Annotated in this window: 15 protein-coding genes; 12 read left to right on the top strand and 3 right to left on the bottom strand. The window is 71.5% G+C overall.

Annotated features, from left to right (window positions below):
• Positions 1 to 74 precede the first annotated feature (74 nt).
• From HJG52_RS16620 to HJG52_RS16665, 10 genes are all read left to right on the top strand, one after another.
• Positions 75 to 581, top strand: coding sequence for a hypothetical protein (locus HJG52_RS16620; protein WP_171244740.1), 507 nt, complete (start codon positions 75 to 77; stop codon positions 579 to 581).
• Position 582: 1 nt separating this feature from the next.
• A complete protein-coding gene (locus tag HJG52_RS16625; RefSeq protein ID WP_171244741.1) occupies positions 583 to 1,251 on the top strand; it encodes a matrixin family metalloprotease in 669 nt (222 codons plus the stop codon).
• Positions 1,252 to 1,259: 8 nt separating this feature from the next.
• A complete protein-coding gene (locus tag HJG52_RS16630) occupies positions 1,260 to 2,273 on the top strand; it encodes a HEAT repeat domain-containing protein (RefSeq protein ID WP_171244742.1) in 1,014 nt (337 codons plus the stop codon).
• 78 nt (positions 2,274 to 2,351) lie between these two features.
• Positions 2,352 to 2,846 carry a hypothetical protein gene (locus HJG52_RS16635; RefSeq protein ID WP_171244743.1) on the top strand — a complete coding sequence of 165 codons (495 nt, stop codon included), beginning with the start codon at positions 2,352 to 2,354 and terminating at the stop codon, positions 2,844 to 2,846.
• A 44-nt stretch (positions 2,847 to 2,890) separates the two neighbouring features.
• Complete coding sequence (locus tag HJG52_RS16640; RefSeq protein ID WP_171244744.1) at positions 2,891 to 3,727, top strand: DUF3109 family protein; 837 nt, start codon at positions 2,891 to 2,893, stop codon at positions 3,725 to 3,727.
• Positions 3,724 to 4,479, top strand: coding sequence for a class I SAM-dependent methyltransferase (locus HJG52_RS16645; RefSeq protein ID WP_346767799.1), 756 nt, complete (start codon positions 3,724 to 3,726; stop codon positions 4,477 to 4,479). Before HJG52_RS16640 ends, HJG52_RS16645 begins: the two co-directional genes overlap by 4 nt.
• Before the next feature lie 141 nt (positions 4,480 to 4,620).
• Positions 4,621 to 6,018 carry a DNA repair protein RadA gene (gene radA, locus HJG52_RS16650; protein ID WP_171244745.1) on the top strand — a complete coding sequence of 466 codons (1,398 nt, stop codon included), beginning with the start codon at positions 4,621 to 4,623 and terminating at the stop codon, positions 6,016 to 6,018.
• 45 nt (positions 6,019 to 6,063) lie between these two features.
• On the top strand, positions 6,064 to 7,140 hold the full coding sequence (gene disA / locus HJG52_RS16655; protein ID WP_171244746.1) for a DNA integrity scanning diadenylate cyclase DisA: 1,077 nt from the start codon (positions 6,064 to 6,066) through the stop codon (positions 7,138 to 7,140).
• A complete protein-coding gene (locus HJG52_RS16660; protein ID WP_171244747.1) occupies positions 7,137 to 8,036 on the top strand; it encodes an A/G-specific adenine glycosylase in 900 nt (299 codons plus the stop codon). The genes disA and HJG52_RS16660 overlap by 4 nt, the downstream gene beginning before the upstream one ends.
• On the top strand, positions 8,036 to 9,535 hold the full coding sequence (locus HJG52_RS16665; protein ID WP_171244748.1) for an MFS transporter: 1,500 nt from the start codon (positions 8,036 to 8,038) through the stop codon (positions 9,533 to 9,535). The genes HJG52_RS16660 and HJG52_RS16665 overlap by 1 nt, the downstream gene beginning before the upstream one ends.
• Positions 9,536 to 9,586: 51 nt before the next feature.
• Here the strand turns inward: HJG52_RS16665 and HJG52_RS20990 are convergent, their stop codons facing one another.
• Positions 9,587 to 10,087: an amino-acid N-acetyltransferase gene (locus HJG52_RS20990; RefSeq protein WP_346767800.1), complete on the bottom strand. Its 501-nt coding sequence runs from the start codon at positions 10,085 to 10,087 to the stop codon at positions 9,587 to 9,589.
• Positions 10,080 to 11,252, bottom strand: coding sequence for an LCP family protein (locus tag HJG52_RS21750; RefSeq protein ID WP_346767801.1), 1,173 nt, complete (start codon positions 11,250 to 11,252; stop codon positions 10,080 to 10,082). The genes HJG52_RS20990 and HJG52_RS21750 overlap by 8 nt, the downstream gene beginning before the upstream one ends.
• 159 nt (positions 11,253 to 11,411) lie before the next feature.
• On the opposite strand from HJG52_RS21750, the gene HJG52_RS16680 reads away from it, so the two are divergent.
• Positions 11,412 to 13,331 carry an N-acetylmuramoyl-L-alanine amidase gene (locus HJG52_RS16680; RefSeq protein WP_171244751.1) on the top strand — a complete coding sequence of 640 codons (1,920 nt, stop codon included), beginning with the start codon at positions 11,412 to 11,414 and terminating at the stop codon, positions 13,329 to 13,331.
• A gap of 107 nt (positions 13,332 to 13,438) precedes the next feature.
• On the opposite strand, the gene HJG52_RS16685 is transcribed toward HJG52_RS16680, so the two are convergent.
• Positions 13,439 to 14,833 (bottom strand): LVIVD repeat-containing protein, encoded by a 1,395-nt coding sequence (locus HJG52_RS16685; protein ID WP_171244752.1) that lies wholly within the window; start codon positions 14,831 to 14,833, stop codon positions 13,439 to 13,441.
• 181 nt (positions 14,834 to 15,014) lie between these two features.
• On the opposite strand from HJG52_RS16685, the gene HJG52_RS21390 reads away from it, so the two are divergent.
• The gene (locus HJG52_RS21390; protein WP_171244753.1) at positions 15,015 to 15,719 is read left to right on the top strand and encodes a DUF305 domain-containing protein; all 705 of its coding nucleotides are present in this window, start codon (positions 15,015 to 15,017) and stop codon (positions 15,717 to 15,719) included.
• The last annotated feature ends 23 nt before the right edge of the window (positions 15,720 to 15,742 follow it).

Below are 15,742 nucleotides of genomic sequence, written 5' to 3' on the forward strand. Positions count from 1 at the left end.
GGTCGTCGGGGGGAGGGCCGGAACGGCTCACCATTTCACGCCGCACAGCGCGGCACGGGGGAAGGAAACACGCAATGGATGCTGACCTGCGTCTCGACGGCAACACCACGACTGCCGAGGGAGACATCTTCAGGACGACCGCGAACGACGTCGTCATCGACGCGCCCGCGCGGCGCTCGACGCCGGCCGGGCAGCGGCGCGCGCTCGTCCACGACTTCACCGATGGGCTGACGCTCAACTGGGACTCGGACTACCCGGGCGGCGTCACCATCGAGGGCTTCCGGCTGGCCTGCCACCAGGCCGACCTCGTCCTCGACTACGCGAGCCGGCGCAAGTCGGCGACGCCGTGGCGGCGGGCGCTCGTGCACGACTTCGACGACGGCCTGACCATCAACTGGGCGCACGACTACCCGGGCGGCGTGACCATCAACGGGCCGGTCAAGATCAACGGCTCGGTCACGGTCAACGGCACCATGACGGTGAAGAGCCCCTTCGGCCACCTGAGCATCGAGGACACGCTGGCGCGGTACACCGCGCAGATCCAGGACCTGCAGGACCGGCTCAAGAAGTTCGAGGGCTGACATGCCCAGCCTCAAGCAGCGGGCCGCGTGCATCGGCATCGCCACCTCGCCGCTGTCGGTGCGGCGCGACTTCATGGGCCAGCTGACGAACTCGGTGCCGGTGTCGGTGCGCCAGCAGGTCGACCGGCTCGGCAGCAAGTTCGTCCACGTCAACTGCATCCAGGTCGGCTCGGACCAGTTCACGTCGGCAGACTTCGTGGAGATCGACCGAGCCGTCGCCAGGACGCGGGACCTGTATGCCGCGGCCGGCCGCTCCATGGGCGTGGGCCGGGTGCAGCACTTCGTCATCTCGACCGCCGACGCCCGCGGACGCGACGTCATCAACTCCGACGGCGAGGCCGAGAGCCTCACGGACGAGTGGACCGTGCCGAACGACGCGCTCGACCTGTTCCTCGTGCGCATGTACGTCGGCTCGACCGCGGGCCTGTCGCGTGTCGACGGCCCGTGCGACAAGGACGCCAAGGGCATGGACGGCAGCGTCGTGGAGATGAACGCCGGTGGCGGGCTCTCCGACTTCGCCACCGCCCACGAGCTCGGCCACTACCTGGGTCTCAGCCACCGCAACAACAGCACCGCGCTGATGAACCCGACGATCCCCAACGGCGGGGTCATCACCACGTCCGAAGCCGACAACATGCGCGACCACTGCCGCATGAAGAACCCCTGCTAGGAGGGGCCATGTCAGTACTCATCGGTTCGAGGAAGGACCGCACCGTCAGCGGCGCCATCGCCGCGCTGGACGGCAAGCCCACGACCCTCACGACCGGCACCGCCATCGGCATACTCGTCGAGGCGGCCGCCGCCAGCCCGGGCAGCCAGGCCGGCAAGCGCGCCACCACCGCGCTCACCAAGGCGCTCACCGGCCACGAGGAACCCCAGGTGCGGGTGGCCGCGGCCAAGGCGCTGGGTCGCATCGACGCACCCGCGGCGGTGCGCGCACTGCGTCGCGTCGCCGACGACGAGGTCGACGGGCAGCTCGTCGCCGCGGCCAGCGAGGGGCTGGCCCGGCTCGGCACGCGAGCCGACACGCGCCGGCTCACGGGCGCCGCCGACCGCGCGACGTGGGAGCACGCGGTCACGGCGGCCGGGGTCTCGACCCGGCTGCTGGCCCACCGGCTGGGCCTGCGCCTCGACCCGGCCGACGTCGCGCTGCGCCTGCCGGGCGAGGACGCGCCGACGCTTCCGGTCACCGGACGCATCAAGGCGCGCATCCACGACGTCGAGCTGCCGGTGCCGCGCAAGGCCGCGGTGCCCGACCCGCAGTGGGCGGCGCTGGTGCCGTCCGACGCCGCGCCGGTGGGGGCCTTCGACTGCGGCGGACGCACCCACGTGGTGCTCGCGACCGGTGACCCGGCGCGGCTCCGGGAGGCGCCCGGTGTCGCCGGCGCGCTGCTGGGCACCAACGAGTCGATGGGCACCACCTACGTGCGGTGGGTCGTGCTCACCCGGCCCGAGGGCGACGGCGTCGCGGTCACCGTGGCGCGGCCCACCGGTGAGGTCGGTTTCGTCGGCACCGGCTCGTGGGGCGACGACGGGTCGCTCACGGTGACGGTGGAAGCCGTGGACGCGCCGGGTGCGACCGCGGCGCGTGCGACGGCGACGCTGCGCGGGCGGACGTTCACCATCGACGGGCGGGCCGAACGCGCGCTCACCGTGCCGCGCCTGGTGCCTGCAGCCTTCGCGCCCCGCTGACCACAGGCTGACCGGCGGCCGGTCGCGTGAGCACCGGTGCTCATGCGACCGGCCGCAGTTGCGTCGAGACTGGGGCGTATGCCGCCTGCTCACCTGACCTCCGAGCGCGCCCCTACCTCCGCCGTGGGGCCGCGACGGGTGTGGCCCGCGACCGCGCTGGTCGTCCTGCTCGGGTGGCTCCTGCTGGCCTGGGACGTCCTCGCCGCCGGGATCAACACGGCGCCGTTTTTCGGCGACCAACCCTCCCGCGCGCGCTACCTCGAGTCTGGTGCGACCCTGCTCACGGCGCTGTTGCCCGTGCTGCTGCTGTGCCTGCTCGGCTTGGTGCTGGGCTCGCGGTTCGGATTGCTGCTCCTGGCGGTCCCGGCCCTCTTCGCGGTGGTGGCAGGTGTCAGCCTCCTGGGCTCCGACGGCGACCCCAGCGACCCCGACCCCACCCGCGCCGTCCGCGCAGGTGACTTCGTCGCCGACCTGACCCGACCGAACTGGCTCGCCAGCGGCATACTCCTCGCGATCCTCGTCGTGGTCTGGGTGGTGCGCCGCCGGCGCGAGGCCGGCACGTCCGCAACCTGAGCGCCCGTGCGGGAATGCGGTCGGCAAGAACGTAGGGTGGCCCGGTGCCCGACCGCCCCACCCACCCCACCGGTGACCACCCGCCCGAGACACCGCTGGACATCCCGCGCATCTGGGTCGAGTTCGACGACCCGGACGACTCCGACCAGCGCTTCCGCTGCGACCTGACCTGGCTCACGTCGAGCTACACGTGCATCTTCGGCAGCGGCTGCCACGGCATCTACGCCGACCGGCCCGACGACGGGTGCTGCACCCTCGGCGCCCATTTCACCGACGACGACGACGTCAAGCGGGTCAAGAAGGTCGTCAAGGAGCTCGGTGAGGACGAGTGGCAGCTGCACCCCGGCTCGACCAGGACGAGCGCTTGGACCGAGGTCGAGGACGACGCCCTCAAGACCAAGGTCGTCGACGGCGCCTGCATCTTCCTCAACCGGCCGGGCTTCCCCGCCGGCGCTGGCTGCGCGCTGCACCAACACGCGGTGCTGACCGGTCAGGAGCCGCACACGGTCAAGCCCGACGTCTGCTGGCAGCTGCCGATCCGGCGCACCTACCGCAAGGTCGAGCTGCCCGACGGGTCGTCGTGGCAGGAGGTCACGATCACCGAGTACGACCGGCGTGGCTGGGGGCCGGGCGGTCACGACCTCGACTGGTACTGCTCGGGCAACCCAGAGGCGCACGTCGGTCGCGAGCCGGTCTACCGCAGCAACAAGGCCGAGCTGGTCGAGCTCATGGGTACGGCCGCATATGCCGAGCTCGAGGTGCGCTGCGAAGCCCACCTGGCGAGTGTGAAGGCTGCACGAAACGCCTACTCCCGCAAGATGTTGCCGCTCATGGTGCACCCAGCGACCCTGGCCGCCCAAGAGGCGAAGAAGCGCCGGTGAGCTCGAGCGCGCGGCGCGCGGCCGGTGCGGCGTGGAAGGCCGCGCGCGAGGACGCGCAGGCGGCGCACGAGCCCACCCGCAGCCCGAACATCTGGGACTCCCCCGACGTCTACGAGGTGGAGAACCTCGCCGTCGACCGGGCCGGGGTGATCGAAGCGGCCATGGCGCGGATCCACCCGTTCGAGGGCGCGGACCTGGTCGACGTGGGGTGCGGCAGCGGGTTCCACCTGCCGCGCTTCGCCTCGCTCGGGTGCGCGTCGGTGACAGGCGTCGAGCCACACCCACCGTTGGTTTCCCTTGCGCGACAACGCATTTCGGGTATGCCGCGAGTGCGTGTCCTCGATGGTGTCGCCCAGTCGCTGCCCCTCCCGGACTCCTCGGCGGACATCACCCACGCCCGGTGGGCATACTTCTTCGGCGCCGGCAGCGAACCCGGCCTGCGCGAGCTGGAGCGGGTCCTGCGACCCGGCGGCACGGCATACGTCATCGACAACGACGCGACCCGATCGACCTTCGGGCACTGGTTCTCACGCGCCTACCCCACCTACGATCCCGTTGCGGTGCAACGGTTCTGGGCCCGGCGAGGGTGGGAGCGCGAGCCGCTGACGATCGAGTGGACCTTTGACTCGCGCGAGGACCTCGAGGCGGTCGTGCGGATCGAGTTCCCCGAGACCGCGGCGGAGGGCATCCTCGCCGAGCACCAGGGCACGTCGGTCGACTACGCCGTCAACCTCTGGTGGCGCACCTTCTGAGCCACCTACCCCTTACGCGCCTTTCGCAAAACGGGGGTTGCTGACATGAAACGGGGGTCAGAAACACCCGTTTCGCGCACGCAACCGCCGTTTTGCCCTGGGCACCCGGGCCTGTCGGTGCGGCGACATAGGTTGTCCCACATGGCAGCGAAGGCGAAGGCGGCACCGGGGTACCGCTGTTCGGAGTGCGGGTGGACCACCGTCAAGTGGGTGGGCCGCTGCGGCGAGTGCCAGGCGTGGGGCACGGTCAGCGAGGTCGGGGCCGTCTCCGTGCGCACCACCGCGGCAGCCGCGGTCGAGCGCCCGGCCGTCCCGATCGGGCAGGTCGACGCGCGTCGCGCCGAGGCGGTGCCGACCGGTGTCGGCGAGTTCGACCGGGTCCTCGGCGGCGGACTGGTGCCCGGGTCGGTGGTCCTCGTCGCCGGCGAGCCCGGCATCGGCAAGTCCACCCTGCTGCTCGACGTCGCAGCCCGCGCTGCCCGCCAGGGCGGAGCCGGTGGCCAGGAGACCCGCACCGTCCTCTACGTCACGGGCGAGGAGTCGGCCGCACAGGTGCGCATGCGCGCCGAGCGGATCGAGGCCATGGCGGCGAGCCTGTTCCTGGCGTCCGAGACCGACCTCGCCACCGTGCTCGGCCAGGTCGACTCCACCCAGCCCGACCTGCTCGTCATCGACTCCGTGCAGACCATCGCCAGCGGCGAGGTCGAGGGCGCGGCCGGCAACGTCAGCCAGGTGCGCGAGGTCGCCGCCTCGCTCATCCAGGTCGCCAAGTCGCGCGGCATCGCCACCCTGCTCGTCGGGCACGTCACCAAGGACGGCTCGATCGCCGGGCCACGCGTGCTCGAGCACCTCGTCGACGTCGTGGTGCAGTTCGAGGGCGACCGTCACTCACGGCTACGGCTCGTGCGCGCGGTCAAGAACCGCTACGGCCCCACCGACGAGGTCGGCTGTTTCGACCTGTCCGACGTCGGCATCGTCGGGCTCGCCGACCCCAGCGGGCTGTTCCTCTCGCGCAACACCCTCACCGTGCCGGGCACGTGCGTCACGGTGACGCTCGAGGGACGGCGACCGCTGATGACCGAGGTGCAGGCCCTGGTGAGCAAGTCCGAGATCCCCACCCCGCGGCGCGCCACGAGCGGGCTCGACTCTGCCCGGGTCGCGATGATCGTGGCGGTGCTCGCCAAGCGGGCCGGTGCGCCCATCGGCGGGTCGGACGTCTACCTCTCGACGGTCGGGGGTGTCCGCGTCACCGAGCCCGCCTCCGACCTGGCCGTCGCGCTTGCCATGGCCAGCGCCGTGAAGGACCAGCCGCTCGCGCAGGACGCCGTCGCCTTCGGCGAACTCGGCTTGGCCGGCGAGCTGCGTCCCGTGACCGGCATCCCCCGCCGGCTCGCGGAGGCAGCCCGCCTGGGCTTCCGCACGGCATACGTGCCCACGGGGACCGCGGGCAGCGGCCCGGTGCCCGACGGGCTCCAGGTCGTGGAGTGTCCCGACATCCGCAGCGCGGTGGTCGCGGCACTACAGCCCGCGCCCCGTTAGACTCGCCGGGACCTAGCAGCTTGAGGCACCGAGGGGCCAGTGGACGTGGACAACCGCGAGGACGACGCGCTGCGCGCGACCCTCGCCGCCGTGGCTCCGGGCACCGAGCTGCGTGACGGCCTCGAGCGAATCCTGCGTGGGCGCACGGGTGCGCTCATCGTGCTCGGCCACGACAAGATGGTCGAGTCCCTGAGCACCGGCGGCTTCCCGCTCGACATCGAGTTCTCCGCGACCCGGCTGCGCGAGCTGGCCAAGATGGACGGCGGCATCGTGCTCGACCGCGAGGCCTCCCGCATCCTGCGCGCCGCCACCCAGCTCGTGCCCGACCCCGGCATCGAGACCAGCGAGTCCGGCACCCGGCACCGCACGGCCGAGCGCGTCGCCAAGCAGACCGGCTACCCCGTCATCTCGGTGAGCCAGTCCATGCGCATCGTCGCGCTCTACGTCGACGGCCGCCGCCACGTGCTCGAGGACTCCAGCGCGATCCTGTCCCGGGCCAACCAGGCGCTGCAGACCCTCGAGCGCTACAAATCGCGCCTCGACGAGGTCACCGGCACCCTGTCCGCGCTCGAGATCGAGGACCTCGTCACGGTGCGCGACGTCGCCAGCGTGCTCCAGCGCCTGGAGATGGTGCGCCGCATCAGCGACGAGATCTCCGGCTACGTCGTCGAGCTCGGCACCGACGGCCGCCTGCTCACCCTCCAGCTCGAGGAGCTCACCGGCGGGCTCGGCAACGACCGCGAGCTCGTCATCCGCGACTACCTCCCCGAGGCCAAGGGCAACCTCACCCTCGGGGAGGCAATGCTCGCGCTCGAGGAGCTCACCTCCACCGAGCTGCTCGACCTGTCCGCCGGCGCCAAGGCCCTCGGGTTCGCTGTCGGCGGCGATGCGCTCGACGCGGCCGTGAGCCCGCGCGGCTACCGGCTGCTCACCAAGGTGCCCCGGCTGCCCGGCGCCATCGTCGAGCGGCTCGTAGACCACTTCGGGAGCCTGCAGAAGCTGCTCGCCGCCAACCTCGAGGAGCTCATGGACGTCGAGGGTGTCGGCGAGGGCCGCGCCCGCGCCGTCCGCGAGGGCCTGTCGCGCCTCGCCGAGTCGAGCATCCTCGAACGCTACGTGTGACGGCCGGCGCCGCCCCCGAGCGGCTGCACCGCCCGATCCTGCGTTGGTATGCCGGCGCCGCCCGCGACCTGCCCTGGCGCCGTGACGACGCCAGGCCGTGGGGCGTCTTCGTCTCCGAGGTGATGCTCCAGCAGACACCCGTGGCCCGGGTGCTGCCGGTCTGGCAGGAGTGGTTGCGCCGCTGGCCCGCGCCGGCCGACCTGGCCGCCGAGCCGCCCGGCGAGGCCGTACACGCCTGGGGCCGGCTGGGCTACCCGCGCCGGGCCCTGCGGCTGCACGCCGCGGCCGTCGCCATCGTCGCCGACCACGAAGGCGCGGTGCCGTCCACCGAGGCGGAGCTGCTGACCCTGCCCGGCGTCGGCACCTACACCGCTGCGGCGGTGGCAACCTTCGCGTTCGGCGAGCGCACCACCGTGGTCGACACCAACGTGCGCCGCGTCCTGGCGCGCGTGGTCGAGGGCCGTGAGTATGCCGCGCCGTCGCCGACCCGGGCCGAGCTCGACGTCGCAGCCGGGCTGGTGCCGGAGCACCCGGCCTCGGCCCGCACCTGGAGCGTGGCCGTCATGGAGCTCGGTGCGCTGGTGTGCACGGCGCGGGCGCCGCGGTGCGAGGACTGTCCGGTCGCGTCGCTGTGTGCCTGGCGGCTCGCCGGCCGGCCCGCGCACGACGGGCCGCCGCGCCGCGGGCAGGCGTGGGAGGGCACCGACCGGCAGCTGCGCGGCATACTGCTCGCGGCGTTGCGTGACGCCAACTCACCCGTCTCACGTGGCACGCTGGAAGCGTTGTCGGACAACGAGATCCAGCGCGAGCGCTGCCTTGACTCCCTGGTCGCCGACGGGCTCGTGGAGCCACTCGACGGTGACCGGTTCGCACTGCCCGGGCGACGGGCCGGCTGATGGCCCCCGCCACCGACGGCGCGTCCCGGCCCCACGACACGGGGCCGCACCAGGTGCGCCCGGAGGCTCACGGTGAGGAGGAGCCCCGTCGGGCCGGGCTGCGCCGGGGCGCGTCGCGGGTGGGACGGGCCATCGGGCGAGGCACCGTCGCGGGCGCCCGGTTCGCCGGACGCGGCTCGCGCGCGGGGGTGCGCCGGGCACGCGCGTACACGAACTCCGCCGGCGCCGACGAGAGCGGGCTGGCGCGGCTGGTCGAGCTGCACTTCGTCAACATCTGCGGTGACGCGGCCCTCACGGTGAGCCTGGCCGGCACGATCTTCGCGATCCCGACCGACGAGGCCCGCGGCCAGGTGGCGCAGTTCCTCGCCCTGACGATGGCGCCGTTCGCGCTGCTGGCGCCGTTCATCGGTCCGCTGCTCGACCGGTTCCGGCACGGACGTCGGTGGGCCATCGGCACCACGCTCGCGCTGCGCGCCTTCCTGTGCTGGGTGCTCGCCGGAGCCGTGGCAACCGGGTCGCCCTGGCTCTTCCCGGCTGCCCTGGGGTGTCTCGTCGCGGCCAAGGCCTACGGCGTGACCCGGTCGGCCGCCGTCCCCCGCCTCCTCCCACCGGGCTTCACGCTGGTCAACGCCAACTCGCGCATCTCCCTGGCCGGGGTCGCCGGCATGGCCGTCGGCGGCGGCGTCGCCGGTGCCCTGGCGAAGTTCGGTCCGGAGTGGTCGCTGCGGCTGGCGTTCGTCATCTACGTGGTCGGCACGGTCCTGGCCATCCGCCTGCCCCAGCGCGTCGACAGCAGTGTCGGTGAGCAGGACATCGAGGACACCGGCCCGATCCGGGTGCCCCGGCAGGACGTAGTGGTGGCGCCGTCCCGCAACCCGTTCGCGCGGCTGCGGGCCCGGGTGGCGGCCCTGCCACCGGCGGTGCTGACCGCCCTCACCAGCGCCATGGGTGCACGGCTGCTCACCGGTTTCCTCACGATGTTCATGGCGTTCCTGATGCGGGAGCATCCGATCGAGGGCTACAGCGGCACGCTCGTGCTGGGCCTGGTCGTCGGCGCGGCGGGCGCCGGCAACGCGCTCGGCACCGTCATCGGCAACGCCCTGCGACGGCTGCGGCCCGAGGCCATCATCTCCGTCACCCTGTTGGTCGAGGTCGTGGTCGCCCTGTGCGCCGCCGTCTTCTACTCGTTGGTCCCGCTCCTCGTGCTCGGCCTCACTGCCGGACTCGGCGCCCAGCTCATCAAGCTGAGCACCGACGCCATCGTCCAGCGCGACATCGCGGAGTCCGTGCGCACCAGTGTGTTCGCGTGGTCGGAGACGGTGCTGCAGATCGCGTGGGTGGTGGGTGGCGGCATCGGCATCGCCCTGCCCCTGGTCCCGCGGCTGGGGTTCGGCGTCATCTCCGGGCTGCTGCTGGTCGTCCTCGCACTGTCGATCCGGCTGCGCATGGTCGCGCGCCGGCGGTCGACGCCGCCCCCGGCCCCCGCCGGTTCGAGGTAGTCCCCTACCGAACCAGGCTCGCCGGATACCCCGACCCGGAGGCCACCGCGGTCAGAGGGTGCGGAGCATCCTGGTGTTGCCGAGGGTGTTGGGCTTGACGCGTTCGAGGTCGAGGAACTCGGCCACACCTTCGTCGTAGGACCGCACCAGCTCGGCATACACCTCCGGCTCGACGGCCTGCCCGTCGATCGGCACGAACCCGTGCCGGGCGAAGAAGTCGACCTCGAAGGTGAGGCAGAACAACCGGCTCACCCCGATCGCCCGGGCATCGTCGACGAGCGCCTCGAGCAGCCGCGACCCGACACCGGACCCCTTGGCGACGTCACGCACTGCCAGCGTCCGGATCTCGGCCAGGTCCTCCCACATCACGTGCAGCGCGCCGCAGCCGACGACCTCGCCGTCGACCTCCGCGACCCGGAACTGCTGGAGTGACTCGTAGTAGGTGACCGCGTCCTTGGACACCAGCACCCGGGCCTCGGCCAGGGGGCGCACGATCTCCCGAATCGCCCTGACGTCGGCCGTGTGCGCCGACCGGATGACCGCCTCAGGCACCGAGCCGACCGTTCCGCATGTCGGCGAAGAGCGAGCGCGCCCCGCCACCCAGCAGCACCACGGACTGGCCCGCGCGGGTGCCCACTCCTCCCGGAGCCACCTTGTTCGCGATCTTCGCCACCGGCGACAGGTAGAGGCTGGCCGAGAGGTTGAGGACCTCGGTGACCGACAGGTCGGTCGCGAGGTACGGCCCCATCTTCGACAGCAGCCGGGCCAGCTGACCCGGGCCCAGCCGCTGGGCCATCGCCACACCGGAGCGGATGAGGACACCCTGGTTGGCGGAGCGGCCGAAGTCGCCGTTGGACAGGTGCTTGCGCTCCCGGGCGAAGGCCAGCGCGTGCTTGGCATCCAGCCGGTTGGTGCCCGGCTTGACGATGCGGAACCCGTCCACGCTCTGCAGCGACGACTTGGAAACCACCACGATGCCGCCGAGCGCCCCGATCATGCCGCGGAAGCCCTTGAACCCGGTGATGACGTACCCGTCGATGGGCACGCCGGTCGCGCGGCTCACGGTGTGGACCATGCCGGTCACGCCGCCGAAGACCAGCGCGGAGTTGACCTTGCCGCTGCCGCCGCTGGACAGGGCGACCCATGAGTCGCGCGGGATGCCGACGATCCCGCCCACTCCCTTGGTGGGGTCGACGCCGATGATGTGCAGGGCGTCGGCGCGACACTTCGTCACCGGTTGGCCGGACCTCGCGTCCGAGCCGATGGCCAGCACGCGCATCGGCTTCATCGCGGGCCGGCCGACCTTCAGCCCGGGCCACCACCCGCCCACGACCGTCCACCCGTTGCTGCCCTTGACCAGCAGGGTGAGGTCCTTGCCCGTCGCCACCGAGGCCACGGGCGTCCCCTTCCACGACCCGGTGCTGCCGACGACCTTCGGTGGTGCCTTGACCGGTGTGCGCTTCGCCAGGGCGGCCGCCACGGCACCCGACGCCGGCACCTTGCCCCCGAGGTAGAGCGCCGTCATGGTGCCCAGCAGGTCGGCCGGCAGGCCCGCACCCGTGACCCGCGGCTTCGGCGGGGGCGCCGTGGTCGTGCTCGTGGTGTGCGGCGGCGCCGGTGCGACGGGCTTGTCCTGCTGGGAGCAGGCGGCGACGCCGAACGGAGCCAGCACGACTCCGAGCAGCACGGAACGACGAGGAAGGTGGGGGAAACGCACGGACTCCAGAGTACGGCGCGCCCCCAACCCCTCATGCACGACCGGCCGCACCGCACCTTCGCGGGGCAACGCAATTAACCTGCGGTATGCCGCGTGGTTGCGGAAGAAATTTACGTCCCCTTGACCCGCACGCGCGTCCGGTCTTGGTAGACCGAACAGATGCGACCCAAGGCTCTCTTCTGCGCAGCACTCGGTGCGACCAGCGTGATTGCCGGCCTGGCGGGCACCGCCGCCCAGGCCTCGACGGGGCCGGACCCCACGGCCTGCCTCTCGGGAAGCCGCGACAGACAGGCGGTGTTCACCCGCGCCGCCGACATGTCCAAGGTGCCCGTCGACGTGCTGCTGGCCGTGTCCTACCTGGAGTCCCGCTGGGACGACCACGGCGGCTCCCCCAGCACCAGTGGCGGCTACGGCCCCATGCACCTCACCGCCGGCGCTGCCCCCGACGTCGCCGCGGCCAAGGGCGACGGCGCATCCCCCACCGGCGCCGACCACGACGACACCGGCACGCTCGCCACGGCGGCCAGACTCAGCGGCATACCCGAGGAGCAGGCGCGCACCGACGACGTGGCCAACGTCTGTGCCGGCGCCGCGCTGCTGGCCTCCTACCGCCCAGCGGATGCGACCGGGTGGACCGAGGCCGTGGCGCGGTACAGCGGATCCGCCGACGAGGCCACGGCGAGCCGGTTCGCGCAGGAGGTCTTCGACACCTTGCGCACCGGTCAGAGCCGCCAGACCAACGACGGGTATCGCGTTGTCCTGACTGCGAATCCGGGCGCACGGCTCGACCCGGCCGCCATCCAGAAGATGGGTCTGTCGAAGCGTCCCTCCAGCGCGCCCGACTGTCCGCCAGAGCTCGCGTGCGACTGGCTGCCCGCCCCCTACGAGCAGTACGGCGCCACGCCGGGCGCCTACGGCAACCACGACCTCGCGGACCGCCCGCACGACATGAAGATCGACTACATCGTCATCCACGACACCGAGGCGAACTGGAAGACGACGCTCGACCTCGTGACCCGTCCGACCTACCTCGCCTGGCAGTACTCCATCCGGTCCAGCGACGGCCTGGTCACGAATCACATGAGCGCCAAGGACGTCGGCTGGCAGGCGGGTAACTGGTACGTGAACATGCACTCGATCGGGATCGAGCACGAGGGCTTCGCGGCCTCCGGGGCCACCTGGTTCACCGAGTCGATGTACCGGTCGTCCGCGACGCTGGTGCGGTACCTGTCGAGCCGCTACCACGTGCCGCTCGACCGGGCGCACGTCATCGGCCACGACCAGGTGCCGGGCGTCCTGCCCGCCAACGTGCGCGGCATGCACTGGGACCCGGGCCCCTACTGGGACTGGGAGCACTACTTCGACCTGCTCGGCGCGCCGATCGGCGAGGGCGGCACGGGTGGCGCACACGCACGTGGCGACGTCGTGACGGTGGCGCCCGGCTTCGCGGACAACACCCAGCCCGTGACCGGCTGCACGACCGCCGGGACGCCGTGCCCCACCCAGGGCACCAACTTCGTCTACCTGCACACCCAGCCCTCCGCCGACTCGCCGCTGGTCAGCGACATCGGCCTGCGCCCCGACGGTAAGCCGTCGACGACGGCCGTCTCCGACATCGGCGCCCGGGTAGCCGCGGGCCAGCAGCTGGTCGTGGCCGAGCGTCGCGGCGACTGGCTCGGCGTCTGGTACCTCGGGGAGCTCGCCTGGCTCCACAACCCGGCCGAGGCGCCCACCGTGGTCGCCCAGCGCGCGATGGTGCTCGAGTCCCGCACTGGCGCCGCGGTCCCCGTCTACGGCCGCGCCTATCCGGAGCAGGCGGCCTACCCCGCCGAGATCCCGTACCAGACGGTCGCCCCGTTGCAGTACACGATCAAGCCCGGCCAGTCCTACGTCGTGGCCGACCGGAACCTGCAGACCGACTACTACTACGCCAAGACGTTCAACTGCGCGAGCGTGCCGCTGGACTGCACCCAGGTCGTCGGCCAGGACCGTTACTACGAGATCTGGTTCGGCCACCGGATGGCGTTCGTCCGCGCCGACGACGTCGTGGTCCGGCCCGCCACCGCGCAGGCCCCCTGAGGCCCCAACTGGGTGGGTCACTCACCGAAACCCGTTGCAAACAAAAGGTATGCCGCCCGGCTGAGCCGGGCGGCATACCTCTGCTTGGTCTCAGGTGAGCTGCGACCTCACTTGAGCTGGTAGACCGGCTGCGACTGGACGTTGAGCTCGCCCATCTTCACGTCCGCGGCCTTCTTGAGGTTGGGCTCGGTGATCTTCAGGACGTCGAAGCCCTTGCCCAGGTCCGAGGAGTAGATGGTGCCGTTGTAGTAGTAGGACGACCAGGTGCCGCCGCCACCACCGCCGGCGCCGCCGTTCGGGCCCCGTTCGAAGTAGCCGATCTCACGCGGGTTCTCCGGGTCGGTGAAGTCCCAGACGTTGGTGCCGCCCATGTACCAGGACTGCACCATGACGTCGCGGCCCTGCACCGGGATGATCGAGCCGTTGTGGGCCACGCAGTTCTCGCTGTCGAACTGGTAGCGCTTGATCTTGAAGTACGACTTGAACGTCAGCTTGCGGTCCGCGGACAGCGTGTAGATGCCGTTCGCGCCGCGGTTCGGGCCGATCGCCGCGTTGCAGGTGGCCGCGCCACCGCCGCCGAGCTCGTCGGTGAAGACGACCTTGGTCGCCTTCTGGTTGAAGGTCGCCGAGTGCCAGAACGCGAAGTTCGGGTCGGTCACCCGCTCGATCACCTTCGGATTCACCGGGTCGGCGATGTCCATGATGATGCCGTCACCCATGCAGGCACCGGCCGCGATCTTCTTGGCCGGGTATGCCGTGATGTCGTGGCAGCCGCTCGTGCCTCCGGCCAGCAGGTCCGGGCCCTCGGTTCCGCCGTCGGGGAAGAGGTTCGGCTCGGCGACGACCTTGGCCGCGGTGGGGTTGGCCTTGGGCACCTCGATGATGGAGATGGAGTCGTGCGGCGGCTGGCAGTCCGGGTAGGTCTCACGCGGGCTGTAGCTGGACACGTAGATGTAGTCCTTGTCGGCTCCACCCGGCACGAGGGTGTGGGTGTGCGAGCCACATGCGGTCTCGACCGACTTGATGTACTTCGGGTTGCGCACGTCGGAGATGTCGAAGATCTTCATCCCCTCCCACGACTCCTTGATCGTGGCGGGCTGACCAATCGACGCGCACGAGTCGTCGCTGCGCGAGGAGTCGGTGGAAAGGTAGAGCAGGTTGCCCGAGACGCTGACATCGTTCTGCGAGCCGGGGCAGCTGACCTGGGCCAGCATCTGCGGCGAGGACGGGTTGGTCACGTCGTAGATGACGAACCCGTTGTAGTTGCCGACGAACGCCTTGCCGTCCTGGAAGGCGATGTCGGTGCCGGTGGAGCCGGCGAGCGGCCCGCTGTGGGGCAGGTTGGCGAGGTGCTGCATGTTGGCGCTGCGGCCGATCTCGTCGGGGGCGAGCTGCGTGCCCGACTTGCCGACGCCGTCGTCACCTGCGGCCATCGCGGCCGAGGCCGGCAGGACGAGCGCTGCCGCGGCGACCGCCACGGTCAGGACTCTGGGGAGTCTCATGGGGGCTTCTCCTTCAGTGCGGATGAGGGATGGGCGGGAGAGGCGGAGTTCACCTGCGCCGGAGCGTCACCCCTTCAGTGACGGACCGGTCGATCCGTCCAGCCAAGCGCTTTGCGCGTCACGGGTGGCAGATCGAAGTTTCAGGATCAGGTAAAGATTTTCCGGTGGTTAGGGTGGCGGCGTGAAGGAAACCCAGATGCACCCCGACCGGTTCCGCACCCGGTCGGCCGGACTGGCCCTCGTGGCCACCCTGGGCGTCGGCCTGCTGGCCGGCTGCTCGGGCGACGACGGCACGCCGGTCCCCGGCGCCACCTCCCCCACCGCACCCGTGCTCCAGCCCGGCAAGCCGGGCGAGCCCAACGCCTCCCTCACCGGGACCGACGCCATCGCCACCCGCACGGGATCACCCGACCGGGCGGACACCCAGTTCATGCAGGACATGATCGTCCACCACGCCCAAGCCATCGTCATGGTCGACCTGGTGGTCGACCGCCTCACCGACCCGAAGGTCAAGGGGCTGGCCGAGCGGATGCGCGACGAGCAGCGGCCCGAGATCGACGGCATGGCGCGCTGGCTCAAGGACAAGGGCCAGTCGGTGCCGGTGCAGGCCACCAACGTCGAGGCGCCCGGCAGCGGCCACCACTCCTCGATGCCGGGCATGGCCACGGCGGCCCAGCTCGAGGAGCTGAAACAGGCCACCGGTGTGCAGGCCGACCGGCTGTTCCTGCAGCGGATGATCACCCACCACGAGGGTGCGCTGACCATGGCTGCGACCCAGCAGCGCGACGGCAAGGACGAGTACGTCGGCGACCTGTCGACCGAGGTCTACGCCACCCAGTCGGTGCAGATCGGCGCCATGAAGGAGATGCTCGCGCGCCTGTCCTGACCCAGCCTGGCCGTCACGGACGA

Source organism: Knoellia koreensis (assembly GCF_013041615.1).
Taxonomy (GTDB): Bacteria; Actinomycetota; Actinomycetes; order Actinomycetales; family Dermatophilaceae; genus Pedococcus; species Pedococcus koreensis.

Bases quoted from the DNA above. Each gene is read 5' to 3' on its own strand.
- HJG52_RS16685 (WP_171244752.1), bottom strand. From the start codon at position 14,833: ATGAGACTCCCCAGAGTCCTGACCGTGGCGGTCGCCGCGGCAGCGCTC.
- HJG52_RS16625 (WP_171244741.1), top strand. From the start codon at position 583: ATGCCCAGCCTCAAGCAGCGGGCCGCGTGCATCGGCATCGCCACCTCG.
- HJG52_RS16630 (WP_171244742.1), top strand. From the start codon at position 1,260: ATGTCAGTACTCATCGGTTCGAGGAAGGACCGCACCGTCAGCGGCGCC.
- radA (WP_171244745.1), top strand. From the start codon at position 4,621: ATGGCAGCGAAGGCGAAGGCGGCACCGGGGTACCGCTGTTCGGAGTGC.
- HJG52_RS16665 (WP_171244748.1), top strand. From the start codon at position 8,036: ATGGCCCCCGCCACCGACGGCGCGTCCCGGCCCCACGACACGGGGCCG.
- HJG52_RS16680 (WP_171244751.1), top strand. From the start codon at position 11,412: ATGCGACCCAAGGCTCTCTTCTGCGCAGCACTCGGTGCGACCAGCGTG.
- HJG52_RS16635 (WP_171244743.1), top strand. From the start codon at position 2,352: ATGCCGCCTGCTCACCTGACCTCCGAGCGCGCCCCTACCTCCGCCGTG.
- HJG52_RS16620 (WP_171244740.1), top strand. From the start codon at position 75: ATGGATGCTGACCTGCGTCTCGACGGCAACACCACGACTGCCGAGGGA.